The sequence below is a fragment of the Paenibacillus riograndensis SBR5 genome (genome assembly GCF_000981585.1).
In the GTDB taxonomy this organism is placed as follows: Bacteria; Bacillota; Bacilli; order Paenibacillales; family Paenibacillaceae; genus Paenibacillus_AQ; species Paenibacillus_AQ riograndensis.
This window is the reverse complement of sequence record NZ_LN831776.1, coordinates 6909603-6922942: the sequence shown is the minus strand read 5'-3', so window position 1 is coordinate 6922942 and position 13340 is coordinate 6909603. Positions and strand designations below refer to the sequence as shown.

At 51.3% G+C, this 13340-nt stretch carries 12 protein-coding genes; 9 read left to right on the top strand and 3 right to left on the bottom strand.

The features are described 5' to 3' along the window. Nucleotides 1–71 precede the first annotated feature (71 nt). Nucleotides 72–1061 (top strand): MBL fold metallo-hydrolase, encoded by a 990-nt coding sequence (locus PRIO_RS29155; protein WP_020426868.1) that lies wholly within the window; start codon nt 72–74, stop codon nt 1059–1061. A gap of 119 nt (nt 1062–1180) precedes the next feature. Continuing rightward, complete coding sequence (locus PRIO_RS29150; protein WP_020426867.1) at nt 1181–2806, top strand: ABC-F family ATP-binding cassette domain-containing protein; 1626 nt, start codon at nt 1181–1183, stop codon at nt 2804–2806. A gap of 101 nt (nt 2807–2907) precedes the next feature. Here PRIO_RS29150 and PRIO_RS29145 read toward each other — a convergent pair whose 3' ends face one another. Then, nucleotides 2908–3093, bottom strand: coding sequence for a hypothetical protein (locus tag PRIO_RS29145; protein ID WP_020426866.1), 186 nt, complete (start codon nt 3091–3093; stop codon nt 2908–2910). A gap of 136 nt (nt 3094–3229) precedes the next feature. Here PRIO_RS29145 and PRIO_RS29140 point away from each other — a divergent pair, with 136 nt between their 5' ends. Together PRIO_RS29140 and PRIO_RS29135 are read left to right on the top strand one after the other, a co-directional pair. Continuing rightward, nucleotides 3230–4099 (top strand): cation diffusion facilitator family transporter, encoded by an 870-nt coding sequence (locus tag PRIO_RS29140; protein ID WP_020426865.1) that lies wholly within the window; start codon nt 3230–3232, stop codon nt 4097–4099. Nucleotides 4100–4310: 211 nt separating this feature from the next. Then, nucleotides 4311–5393: a C40 family peptidase gene (locus PRIO_RS29135; protein WP_020426864.1), complete on the top strand. Its 1083-nt coding sequence runs from the start codon at nt 4311–4313 to the stop codon at nt 5391–5393. A 305-nt stretch (nt 5394–5698) separates the two neighbouring features. Here the strand turns inward: PRIO_RS29135 and PRIO_RS29130 are convergent, their stop codons facing one another. Both PRIO_RS29130 and PRIO_RS35180 read right to left on the bottom strand, forming a co-directional pair. Continuing rightward, nucleotides 5699–6082 (bottom strand): hypothetical protein, encoded by a 384-nt coding sequence (locus PRIO_RS29130; protein ID WP_020426863.1) that lies wholly within the window; start codon nt 6080–6082, stop codon nt 5699–5701. A gap of 297 nt (nt 6083–6379) precedes the next feature. After that, nucleotides 6380–6547, bottom strand: coding sequence for a DUF1328 domain-containing protein (locus tag PRIO_RS35180; RefSeq protein WP_046505773.1), 168 nt, complete (start codon nt 6545–6547; stop codon nt 6380–6382). Between the two features lie 182 nt (nt 6548–6729). Between PRIO_RS35180 and PRIO_RS29120 the strand changes: the two genes are divergently transcribed. From PRIO_RS29120 to PRIO_RS29100, 5 genes are all read left to right on the top strand, one after another. Next, entirely contained in the window at nt 6730–7236 is a 507-nt protein-coding gene (locus tag PRIO_RS29120; RefSeq protein WP_020426860.1) for a DUF948 domain-containing protein, read from the top strand. A gap of 255 nt (nt 7237–7491) precedes the next feature. Next, nucleotides 7492–7842 (top strand): hypothetical protein, encoded by a 351-nt coding sequence (locus PRIO_RS34190; RefSeq protein ID WP_141639058.1) that lies wholly within the window; start codon nt 7492–7494, stop codon nt 7840–7842. Between the two features lie 88 nt (nt 7843–7930). After that, nucleotides 7931–8278: a YflT domain-containing protein gene (locus tag PRIO_RS29110; RefSeq protein WP_020426858.1), complete on the top strand. Its 348-nt coding sequence runs from the start codon at nt 7931–7933 to the stop codon at nt 8276–8278. Nucleotides 8279–8492: 214 nt separating this feature from the next. Beyond that, nucleotides 8493–9665: a SpoIIE family protein phosphatase gene (locus PRIO_RS29105; RefSeq protein WP_039786352.1), complete on the top strand. Its 1173-nt coding sequence runs from the start codon at nt 8493–8495 to the stop codon at nt 9663–9665. Then, nucleotides 9662–13330, top strand: coding sequence for a response regulator (locus PRIO_RS29100; protein WP_039786349.1), 3669 nt, complete (start codon nt 9662–9664; stop codon nt 13328–13330). The genes PRIO_RS29105 and PRIO_RS29100 overlap by 4 nt, the downstream gene beginning before the upstream one ends. Nucleotides 13331–13340 lie beyond the last annotated feature (10 nt).

Here is a 13340-nt window from a genome sequence, read left to right as displayed (position 1 = left end):
AACGAGCCGTGGAATCCTATAATTCACAAAAAAGAGATATATTCCGGCAGCTTGTTAAGGAGAGATACGGAATGGCCAGAGTACGCTACAATAACATCGACAATGTCAGTACGGATAAAACGCTTAAGCAGCTCCGCCAATGGCGCGAGGAACGGCGGATGAAGAAAAAGGATTACTCCTATAAAGTACCCAATCTTCCTCCAAAGCTGGACTATCTGTCGGAGAACCGTCTGGATACGACCGTTACCTGGATCGGGCATTCCACTTTTTTGCTTCAATATGAAGGGGTAAATATTATAACCGATCCTGTATGGGCCCGGCGGCTCGGGTTTGAGAAACGTATTACCCCGCCCGGGATTCCGCTCAGCGGGATTCCGCCCGTGGATCTGATTCTGATCTCCCACTCCCATTACGATCATCTGCATCTCGCTTCTATCCGTAAGCTGTACAAGGCGGGAACTACGCTTGTGGTGCCGGTGGGGCTGAAGCGCAAGATGGTGCGCAAAGGGTTTGTGAACTGCCTGGAAATGCAGTGGTGGGAGGAGATAAAGGTAGGTGCGGTGAAGCTGACCTTTGTCCCGACGCAGCACTGGACGCGGCGGACGCCGTTCGATACCAATACCTCGCACTGGGGCGGCTTTGTGCTGGAGCCTGCTGAACCCCGCAAGCATCCCCAGGGAGACGGAGGCTCGCGAAAGCTGCCGCCCAATCTGTATTTTGCCGGGGACAGCGGCTTTTTCCCGGGGTTCAAGGAGATTGGCAGGCGCTTCAAGCTGCATGTGGCGCTGATGCCGATCGGGGCCTATGAGCCGGAATGGTTCATGAGCTCACAGCATGTGACCCCTGAGGAGGCCATTCAGGCCTTTTTGGATGTTGGCGCAGAGCTGATGATTCCGATGCATTTCGGAACCTTCCGTCTGGCCGATGACACCGCGCGTGAGGCGCTGGACCGGATGGAGCAGGCGCGGCTGGCACAGGGGATTGCCGGGGAGCGGATACGCACGCTGGCCTACGGGGAAACGCTGATTGTGCATCCCGAGGAACGCATGCCTGGCCCATAGAATCGCCTGCATCCACTTTTAGGGCAAAACTACACTTTATAGGGTGATCTGCGGGCCTTTTCCCTTATATTTATGCTATAATGAGCCGGAACCCTAAGTGAAAAGGATGGTAATGCTTAATGATCAGTACAAGCGGCGTAACACTCCGCTACGGAAAACGCGCACTATTTGAGGATGTAAACATAAAATTCACACCCGGCAACTGCTACGGCCTGATCGGGGCCAACGGTGCCGGCAAATCCACGTTCCTGAAAATTCTGTCCGGAGAGATTGAAGCCAATACCGGTGAAGTGCACATGACTCCTGGTGAGCGGCTGGCAGTTTTGAAGCAGAATCATTTCGAGTATGATGAATACCCGGTGCTGGAAACGGTAATCATGGGGCATACCCGCCTGTATGACATTATGAAAGAGAAGGATGCCCTCTATGCCAAAAGCGATTTCTCCGAAGCCGACGGCCTGCGCGCCGGTGAGCTTGAAGGGGAGTTCGCCGAGCTGAACGGCTGGGACGCCGAGCCGGATGCGGCGGCGATGCTGATCGGCCTTGGCATTATGCGCGAGATGCATGACAAAAAGATGGCCGAACTCAGCGGCAACGAGAAGGTCCGTGTTCTGCTGGCCCAGGCTCTGTTCGGGCGCCCGAACAACCTGCTGTTAGATGAGCCTACCAACCATTTGGATCTGGAATCCATCGGCTGGCTGGAGAACTTCCTCATGGATTATGAGGGCACTGTTATTGTTGTATCCCATGACCGCCACTTCCTGAACAAGGTATGTACCCATATTGCGGACATTGACTTCGGCAAAATCCAGATGTATGTCGGCAACTACGACTTCTGGTACGAGTCCAGCCAGCTTGCGCAGGCGCTGCAGCGTGACGCGAACAAGAAGAAGGAAGACAAGATCAAGGAGCTGCAGGCGTTTATCCAGCGCTTCTCGGCCAATGCTTCCAAGTCCAAGCAGGCAACCTCCCGCAAGAAGCAGCTGGAAAAGATTACGCTGGACGATATCCGCCCATCGAACCGGAAATATCCGTTCCTCAACTTCAAGCCTGAGCGTGAGGCCGGCAAGCAGCTGCTTACGATCAGCGGCCTGACCAAAACAGTTGAAGGCGAAAAAATGCTGGATGAATTCAGCATTGTGGTCAATAAAGGCGACAAAATCGCTTTTGTCGGTCCAAATTCCCAGCCGAAATCCCTGCTGTTCGACATCATCATGGGGGAGAAGGAAGCCGACGCCGGAGAGTATACCTGGGGGGTTACAACCACCCAGGCTTATTTCCCGAAGGACAACTCCAGTTACTTCGACGGGGTGAATCTGAACCTGGTGGAATGGCTGCGCCAATATTCCAAGGATCAGGACGAAACCTTCCTGCGCGGATTTCTGGGCCGGATGCTCTTTGCCGGTGAGGAAGCGCTGAAGAAGGCCAGTGTGCTGTCCGGGGGCGAGAAGGTCCGCTGTATGCTGGCCAAGATGATGCTGAACGGGGCGAATGTGCTCGTATTTGATGAGCCTACCAACCACTTGGATCTGGAGTCGATCACTGCGCTGAACAACGGGCTGATTGATTTTGACGGTACCATCCTGTTCACTTCCCATGACCATCAGTTCATCCAGACGATTGCCAACCGTATCATTGAAATTACACCGGCAGGGGTTATTGACCGCACCATGACCTATGATGAATATCTGGAGAATCCGGAAATCAAGGAAATGCGCGCCCGTATGTATCCTGTAGAGGTGTAAGAACTATATATGAGGCTTTGAACACTAATCCGTTCATAGGAAAAACGGCTGCGTCATCCCGGAAGGGATAACGCAGCCGTTTATGTTCGAATCTAACAGATCTATGAGCCTCCGGTCCGTCGGCGCTGGTTGTTGGGCTTTTTGTTGTTCTGGCTTTTCAGCGGTTTGGCGGAACCGGCCTGAAACGTGGAGCCGGGTCTGGCGGAAGTTTGCTGCTTCTTCTGTTCCAGCTTTTGGCGGATGGCATCCGCCAGATTGATCTTTGGTTTGTCGTTGCTCTCGCTCATTATGTAACCCCCTTAGGTAGCAAGTTCTTTCCTTCATTCTAATTGTTTTTAAATGCTGCCACAAGGGCAAGAATAATTCAAAGAATGATCTGCCGGTGCTCCGGAACCGTATAGAGATCAATAGGGGGGATTGGCAGTGGCTGATATCTATGATGATATTCGTAAAGGTGAACGGGGCGCTCTGATCAGCATTATCGCCTATATCATTCTTTCGGCCTTCAAACTGATCAGCGGCTATGTATTTGGCTCAAGCGCGCTGCTGGCGGACGGCTTCAACAACCTCACCGACATTGTGGCTTCGCTGGCGGTCTTGATCGGCCTGCGCATTTCGCGGAAGCCGCCTGATTCCGATCATACCTACGGGCATTTCCGCGCGGAGACGGTGGCGGCGCTGCTGGCTTCCTTTATCATGGCCATGGTCGGCATTCAGGTTATTGTGGAAGCGGTCCGCTCCTTGTTTGAAGGGGCCAAAGAAACCCCGCAGCTATGGTCTGCCGGGGTGGCGGTGGTGTGTGCCGCAGCCATGATGGGGGTATATATATATAACAAGCGGCTCGCCAGACAGATTAATAACGGTGCGCTGCTGGCAGCAGCCAAGGATAATTTCTCCGATGCCATGGTCAGCATAGGTGCTGCGGTAGGGATCGTCGGTGCGCAGTTCGGCTTGCCCTGGATTGATTCGGCCGCAGCCGTGGCCGTCGGCTTGCTCATTTTGAAGACGGCTTGGGATATTTTCCGCGATTCCACGTACCGCCTGACGGACGGATTCGATCAGGATCGATTGCTGGACCTGCGCAGCACGATTGCCCGGACACCCGGAGTCGAAGGCATCAAGGATTTAAAAGCCCGCGTTCACGGCAACCATGTGCTGGTGGATGTGGTTGTAGAAGTCAATGCCGAGATTACAGTAATGCAGGGCCATGAGATTAGCGACTCCATCGAGGAGCGGATGAGCACGCTTCATAATATTATGAATGTGCAGGTTCATGTGGAACCCAAGCAATAATATCCTGAATTTCTCCTAGTTAGCTGTAATTTCCACCAAATTCAAGGAGGAATCAAGACTATAGACCCGGATGTTACCATAAGTTGGCAAGCTTTTTTGTGAAATTTGGAGCATGTTCCAATTCCCGGTCAAGCCTATAATGAGTGCAGAAAGCAACTAACGAAGCGCGCGACGTTGTTGAATTTCTCACTACGCTAACCGGGGGAACTCTATGATCGTACCACATAAAAGGATAGCAGCATCGCTGCTCGTCTCGGCATCACTTGCACTGTCATCCGGAGTATTCAATCCTCAGCAGGTGCAGGCGGCTTCTGTTGCTGCTAATTCATCTATTACAGCATCTGCAGCGCAAACAGGTGTGATTATATCTTCTGTCCGTCTGCGCTCAGAGCCGTCGACAAGCGGGAAAGTGCTGAAATATTTGAATAAAGGCGACCAGGTGGCCATTCTTGAAGAAACGAACAGCTATTGGTATAAAGTCAGAACAGCAGGCGGCGACGTGGGGTATACCAGCAGGGGAGAGCAGTATATCAGTGTGGCTGCAGCCCCGGCAGCTCAAACGGGAGTGATTCAAGCAACTGTCCGGCTTCGGGAGGCCCCCTCAACCAGCGGACAGGTGATAGGCTATTTATACACAGGTGACCGGGTAACTATTGTGGAAGAAACGAATAGTTACTGGTATAAGGTGAGAACGGCAAATGGCAATGTTGGTTATACCAGCTCGTCGGATCAGTACATTGCAGCGGATGGGGGAACAGCAACACCGGCTCCAGCTCCGGCGCCTGTACCAACTCCGGCGCCAGCCCCAACGCCTGTGCCGGCGCCAGCCCCGGTGCCTACGGCTCCTCCGCAGGCGAATGTAATTGAGAGTGTAATCGCCGCCGGTATGGGTTATCTTGGGACTCCTTATGAGTTCGGCTCCAGCCGCAGCGATACCAGCACCTTCGATTGCTCCGATTTCATCCGGCAGATCTTCATGGACGCAGCCAATCTGAAGCTTCCTGCCGATTCGCGGCAGCAAGGAGATTGGATCAAGCAGAACAGTACGGTAGTGACGGATATCTCGGGGCTCAAGCGCGGGGATCTGATGTTTTTTATGGATTATAAAGGCAGCTCGGATTCAGCTTATGCCGGAATTGACAAGTCTACGGCAAGAATTACGCATGTGGCTATGTATTTGGGTGACGGCCAGCTGCTCCAGACTTATTCCGTGGCCTCCGGCGGCGTACGGGTTGATAAATTAAGCGCTTCTTGGATGAAACGTTTCCTTTACGGAGGTTCGGTCATCCGCTAAAATATAGAGTGTAGGGCATGAAGCGAGAGCAGTACAGTTTGTGACGGGTGAACTAGGGCGGGTGTTTGGCGGGGCTATCCCTTCAGTGGAATGATTCTACTGTAGGGATAGCCCCTATTTCTATGGCGCGGCCGGATTTTCACTGGCAGCCGCAAAAAAGCCGGGCAGGATCTGTACAGATCCTGCCCGGCTGCTTGTATGTACGCCCGCAGAGAGAGTATAGGACGCGGTTTACGGGCCCCATCAAAGCTGTAGATAAGCTTCACAGCATGTTTTTGAGTTCCAGGCTACAATGGAGGGAGTGATTACAGGGCTGGAGTGATTACATAGGCGGATGAAGGTACCTTGATCCATGCTTTGCCCAGCCATGTGTAAATTTCTCTCCATTCATTGCCCGCGCTGTCGGTCGTTACAGCTCCTGTAGTATCTATGGTCTGGGCGCTCAGCCAGCCGGCTGGAGTCATGCTGCCCACGGAAAGGTGGAAAGGAGTGGCTTTTGTCAGAATAATCATAGGTGTTGCCGGTTTGAGATCTGTTTGCGTGATTACCGTTTCGAATTTATCACCATAAGTGCTGCCTGTTACGGTTGTGGCGTTAGCGGCGGTACCGGATACTTCATCGGCTGAAGCCGTTGCTGCAAAAGAAGCTACAAGTCCCATTGCTACTGCGATGCTGGCGAATTTTTTCATCGGTGATTCCTCCTAGGATAAGTTTGGTTGTTGTAGTGGGATTTCCCATGTTTATCTGTGCTAATATGATGTAAACAGAAAAAGGACCCTATGAACCAATCGGATTATTTTTTTTATTTTACGCAGCACTGTTGAGGATGCGAGGCCTACAATTTCTGTAATGTGAATAAGATATAGGGAATTTAGAAGCGGGGGGTGCGGAGCAGAAAGCTTAACGCACAAAAAGCCCGAAACTCCAAAGGAGTTCAGGCTCAGAGGTCTGCCTATGCAGATTATGTTGAAGACAGCAGGCCGGGGTTACAACGATCTTCCCCTGCGTCCCATGAAGAGTGAAACGATGAACAGAATCAGGAAGATGTAGAACAGTACCTTTGCAATGCCTACAGCGGCTGCAACAACATTGAAGAATCCGAAAATACCGGCGATTAAAGCTATGACGAGCAGAATTACCGACCATTTTAGCATGATGTGTCATCCTTTCGGTGATGAAGAATATAGTCGAATGTAGTCATTGTTTAAACGGGGACTTTTGTTTTGAAACAAGGAGCAGGGGCCCTTGACATTTTGTTTCGGCCCATTCCGGTAAGGGTAACTATGCAGTACAAGGCAGAGCAAGCCGACATTCAAGATTGGAAGGGGTTTTGGAAATGATCATTGATCTTAGCGTCGCACTGGTTGCGATTGCATTCGCCGTACTTGTCTTCTTTTTAATTAAAACCTTGAAATCAGCGAAGGAATCCCTCGACAAGGTCAGCCAGACTCTGCAGGAAGTTCAGAAAACGATCGATGAGCTTACGTATGAAGTGAAAACAACGGTCAGACACGCTAACGATATTACCGCAGATGTTCAAAACAAAATTCAAAAGATTGATCCGATTGTCGATTCCGTGAAGAACCTTGGCGATGTCATGAACGAATTGACACTGACTGTGAAGCAGGTATCCGTAACTGTAATTGAGAAATACCGCAAATCGCGTGAGCTGAAGGAAAAGGCCAAGGCTGTATCTATAGAAAATACTCCGCTTACTCCTGCGGAAGAACGGACCGTGAAATCCTACGAGACTGTAAATGCCAAGAAAGCTCCAGGAAAGATCGCCATGGCACTAAAAGGCGTAGACACAGCTGCTGCCATCTGGCAGAAATTCCGTCATTAACCGGCAAAGCTGAGGAAAGCCCTCGGCGGCAATGACAGGCAGCAGAAACCTGATGAAAGGCGGGATGGTTCAATGAACGTTATCCTTCTCTTGCTGGGTCTCCTTTCTCCCTATTTTTCTGCATCTCCGCAACAGGAGCCTGTTGCTGCCGCTTGGATGTACCCGCAACCGCCCGTAGTCCAGTCCTTTGAGCACAGTGTGAATATCAGTCCCTATATAGGAAGTTTTAACTCCTTAGCAGGGGTGTCGCTCTACATGCCGCTCGAAGAACTGCTGCAGGTTAAGGGCTCACCGCTTGAGGTTACGCCAGATCCTTGGCAGGGCTGCCAGGAGTACCATTATGCCGATATGTCTGCAGGAATTTGTGAGGGGGCTGTACTGTATGTGCATGTCACTCCAATGGAAGCAAGACAATACGGCCTGTATCTGAATGACCAGCGGATTGAACCGCATAAGAATAATCTCGCCCAGCTGCTGGGCACACCTGATTTTGTTGCCGAGGACGGAGATGTATATATGAGAGGAACTACCGCACTCAAAATTTACCGTAATTCCCAGACAGGTGAGTGGGACGGTATTGATTTGTTTGACGGAAATTCTTCCTGAGGCGTTTCAATAGGACGATAAAATGGTTAATGAAATTCAGCCATCTTAATAGCGTTGTCCTCTCATATTATACAAGGAGCGTGATTTCATGGATTCAATCCGTACGCAGGCTTATGCCAAGCTGCTGGAGAATGGTATTCAGGCGATAGAAGAAGTGAACCGGCTGTTGGGCAGCGGCTACACAAGGGATGACCTCTATGTAATCAGCCATAATGAGGACCGCGAAGGCCGGATTGCGGATGCTGCGGATACGAATGAAGTGGGATTGCATGAAGAGGGGCTGTTCGGCGCAATTGCCAACATGTTCCGCTCGCGGGGTGACGCGCTCCGGAACAAGATCACGTCACTGGGATTCAGTGCCGCAGAAGCGGCATATTACGAGAAAGAGCTTGATTCGGGCAAGGTTCTCGTGATCGCCAAAAAAAATCTGCATTAATCTGATTGTTTTCGTATGAAGAGTCCTATGGAACAATAGCGTAACCTCCAGTCCCACTACACGTGGTGGTGCTGGAGGTTACTTTGTTGAATACGATAACATGCCTTTCTTCCAGTATATTGTTTAATGGAAACCAGCCGTTTAAATATCGTATGATAGAATGGACTATTGCTGAATTTTACGTTGACACACTATACGTGCGGGGTGAAGAAGATTGAGAATTTTGATCGTAGACGATAATCCGACCAACGTAATCATTATCCGTGAAATTCTAAAAAAAGAGAATTACCGGAATTTTATAACCGCAGCTTCTGCCAAAGAAATGCTCAAACTGCTGGGTATCGGCTCAGAAAATGAAGAGAAGCGTTCCAGACAGTCCGATATAGATTTGATTCTGCTGGATATGATGATGCCGGAGATGGATGGGATTGAAGCCTGCCGGGTTGTCCAGCAGCATGAACATCTGCGGGATATCCCGATTATCATGGTTACCGCCGTCGGCGATTCCAAGAAGTTAGCGGAGGCGCTGGACGCCGGTGCTGTGGACTATGTGACCAAGCCGATTAACAAGGTTGAGCTGATGGCGCGTATCCGGCTGGCGCTGCGCCTGAAACGCGAGAAGGATTGGCATGTGGAGCGGGATCAGCGGATACAGGATGAGCTGAAGCTGGCCGCCCTGGTGCAGAATGCGGTTCTCAGTCTGCCGCTGAAGGATGAGGCGTTTGAAGTCCATGCCATCTATCAGCCGTCATTTGAACTCGCGGGGGACCTGTATGCCTGGTATCCCCTGGGGGATGGACGGTATGCCGTTATTCTGCTGGATATGATGGGACACGGGATTTCCTCGTCACTGTTCTGCATGTTTTTGGCCTCCGTGCTCAAGGATACCGTAACCACCTATGTGCAGCCGGAGAAAGTCATTCAGGAGCTGAACCGGCGTTTTAACCAGCTATATATCGAGAAGCAGCTGGTGCAGTATTATTTTACCGCGATCTATCTTGTCATCGATACCCGGCTGAAACGCATTGACTACGTGAATGCCGGACACCCGCCCGGGCTCTTCTTTGAAGGGGGAGCCGCCAAACCGGTTTTACTGGAGAGCAACTGCCATCCTGTGGGTTTATTCGACAGTATTGAGATCCAGCCGCAGACCCTGACCTTTGAGGATGAAGGCCACTTGGTGCTGTATACGGACGGGTTGCTGGAAATGGCCGAGGGCGGCCAGGAAGAACAGCTGGAATTTATGACCTCTCATTTGAATGGGGGGCATGAATGGCTGGAAGAGCCAATGCGTGCCGCTTTCTTCAATGAGGCTCCTAATCAGGAGCGGGACGATGATAAATGCCTGGTATGGATTTCGCTGAAGAAAGGAACAGATCCGGAATGAAAATAAAGGCAAAACTGCTGATCGGCTTCAGCGCAATACTCGCCATTATGCTGGCGCTGACCTTTATCGGATACGATCGGCTCAATTATATGAGCAGCCAGCTGGACAGCTTTCAGGACAGATACAGCAAGGGCCGCTCTTCCTCAGGACTCCGGGGGGAAGTTAACGACATGGCGCGTATTCTTACGACATCTATGCTGAATGCTGATCAGCTCTCGGTCGATTCCCAAAAAAACGAGATTGAGGCAAAAGTCAAAAAAGCTGAGGGATACTTGAAGGCGATAGAGGAGTCGACGGAAACAGCGGAAGAAATGCAGCTGCTGACCCGGATTAAAGCGGCGTACACCGCTTATATGACTTATCAGAACAAAGCGCTTGATATGCTCTCCGCCGGCTATTTTCAGAATGCGAATGCTTACCGGAATTCGGAGGGGCAGAAGATTCAGAATGAGGTGCTGGACAGCCTGAATGCCCTCTCGGATTATAACGCCTTCAGAATGACCGAGGAAAACAACAATGCTCAGGCTGCTTATGAGCGGTCTATTCAAATGGTGACCTTAATTATGATTGTGGGGCTGCTGCTGGGGCTTGGAGTTGTGTTGTGGGTAATTCCGAGCATTACACGCGGTCTTAATGTCGTTTCCATGATGATTAAGAGCTTTGGCAATGGCAAAATGAGGGCTATCCGCCGGATCAAGGTTACCTCCAAGGATGAGATTGGGGAGGTGGCCAGGGTGTTTCAGAACATGGCGGGCGATCTCGAACAGAAACAGGAGATGGAGAAGGCTTATGCGCAGGCGCAAAGCGATCAGGCCTGGCTGAATGCGAATATTGCCCGTGTGACGGAACTGCTGCGCGGGGTCAGCTCGCTGGAGCAGGTATCGCAGACCTTTATCAGTGAATTCACTCCTGTACTCGGAGCCGAATACGGGGCGATCTATCTGAAGGATCAGAACCATCCGAACCTGCTCTCCAGCAGCGCCTATTATGCAGGTGAAGCAGGCGGGAAGCCTAAGGACAGCTTTGAAATCGGCCAGGGTCTTGTGGGGCAAAGCGCGCTGGACAAAAAGCCGATAAAGCTGGCCAACGCTCCGGAGGACTACGTTTCGGTTACATCCGGATTTGGAGGTTCGCACCCGGATCATATTCTGATTTATCCGGTGCTCTTCGAAGATGAGCTGATGGGGGTTGTGGAGTTTGCTTCCTTTACACCACTCAGCAACTTGCAGAATGAACTGCTGCATCAGCTTGCGAACAACCTGGGTGTGATTCTGAATAATATCAGCCGGCGGCTTGTGGTGGAAGAGCTGCTGCGGGAATCCCAGGCGCTTACCGAAGAATTGCAGTGCCAGTCGGAGGAACTGCAGACACAGCAGGAAGAGCTCCGCCGCTCCAACGAAAATCTGGAGGAGCAGACGGATGCGCTCAGACGTTCCGAAGATTTGCTGCAGCGCCAGCAGGAAGAACTGGAGCACTACAATACCGAGCTGGTCGCCAAAACCCGGGCCCTGGAGGATCAGGTCCAAGAGGTTGAGGAGAAGAAGGATGAAATCGAGCAAGCCCGCCGCCAGTTGGAGAAGCAGGCGATGCAGCTTGCAGTGACCAGTAAATATAAATCCGAGTTCCTGGCCAATATGTCCCATGAGCTTCGCACTCCATTGAACAGTCTGCTGATTCTATCCCAGCTGCTTACGGAGAACAAGGAAGGGAATCTGACAGAGAAGCAGGTGGAATTTGCACATACCATCTATATGTCCGGTGCGGACCTGCTCAAAATGATCGATGAGATTCTTGATCTGTCCAAGGTGGACGCCGGCAAAATGGAATTGAACTACGAAGAAATACCGCTGACCGATTTGAAAACCTTTGTGAAGCAGAATTTTGCACCGCAGGCTGCCAAGAAAGGGTTGTCTCTGCGCCTTTTATTCGACGAGCCGCTGCCGGATGCGATTTATACGGACAGCCACCGCCTGAAACAAATTCTCCGGAACCTGCTGTCCAACGCCTTCAAGTTTACAAGTGAGGGCTTTGTGGAATTTTCGGTGAGTGCCGCAGATAAGGAACAGCTGCCGGCCTTTCTTCCGCATGAGTACAATTATATTGCGCTTTCCGTGAAGGATAGCGGGATTGGCATTCCTGCGGATAAGACAGACATTGTCTTTGAAGCTTTCCAGCAGGTGGATGGAACGACCAGCCGCAAATATGGCGGTACAGGACTGGGCTTGTCCATCAGCCGTGAGCTTGCCCGGCTGATGGGGGGAGCCATTGGACTGGATTCGCGCGAAGGCCAAGGCAGCATTTTCACCTTGTACCTGCCGGTTAAAGGCCAATACAGCCTGCTTCCAGGTGCGGTCCAGGCTGCAGCCGCCCAAGAGGCTTATGCTGTGCCTGATTATGATAGCGGCCGGGGGGAGGACTATACTCAGGAAGCATCGCCTGCACCGCTGGAATCTGTAGTTGTGGAGGATGACCGTGAGGATTTGTCTTCCAAGGACAAGGTTCTCCTGATTATTGAAGATGATGAGAAGTTCGCCAGGATTCTGCTCGATATGGCCCGGAGCCGCGGGTTCAAAGGTCTGGTGGCTCTCCAGGGGGATACCGGTCTGAACATGGCTACAACGTATCTGCCGGACGCCATTATTCTTGATATTCAGCTGCCGGTTATGGATGGCTGGGCCATTCTCCGGGAGCTCAAGGGCTCTTCACAGACCCGGCATATTCCTGTTCATGTCATTTCTGTGAATGATGAAGTGAAGCAGGGACTGATGATGGGGGCTATGGCTTATTTAAGAAAACCTTCTACCAGGGAAGCGCTGGAGCGGGCGTTCTCACAGATTGAGAGCTATACAGCCAGCACCCTGAAGCATTTGCTGGTTGTAGAGGATGACGATATTCAGCGCCGTTCCATTATGGAGCTTATCGGACATGATGATGTGGCCATCACTGCAGTCTCCACCGGCCATGAAGCGCTGGCAGAACTGCGCAAGCAAAAATACGACTGTATGGTTCTGGATCTGATGCTGGACGATATGACCGGCTTCGAGCTGCTGGACCAGATCCGTGATGATGAAGAGCTGAATGATCTGCCGATTATTATCTATACCGGCAAGGATCTGGACAACAAGGAAGAGACCAGGCTGCGAAAATATGCAGAATCGATTATCATTAAAGATGTGCGTTCTCCGGAAAGGCTGTTGGATGAAACCACATTGTTCCTGCATCGTGTGGAAGCCAATCTGCCTGAAGACAAGCGTAAAATCCTGCAAAAGCTGCACAATAAAGAAGAGCTCTTTGACGGTAAGAAGATATTGCTGGTCGATGACGATATCCGCAACGTATTCGCTCTGTCCAGCGTACTGGAAGGTTACCATATGGAAGTGAAATTTGCGGAGAATGGCCGGGAGGCGCTGGACATGCTGGTCGAGCAGGAGGACTTCGATCTGGTGCTGATGGACATGATGATGCCGGAGATGGATGGATACGAGGCGATGCGCCGGATCAGGCAGATGCCGCAATACCAGAAGCTGCCGATTATTGCGCTTACAGCCAAGGCGATGAAAGAGGACCGCGCCAAGTGTATTGAAGCCGGTGCCTCCGATTATATGAAGAAACCTATCAGTACGGAACAGCTTCTTTCGCTAATGCGTGTGTGGTTGTATTCGTAAGCCTGCTTTT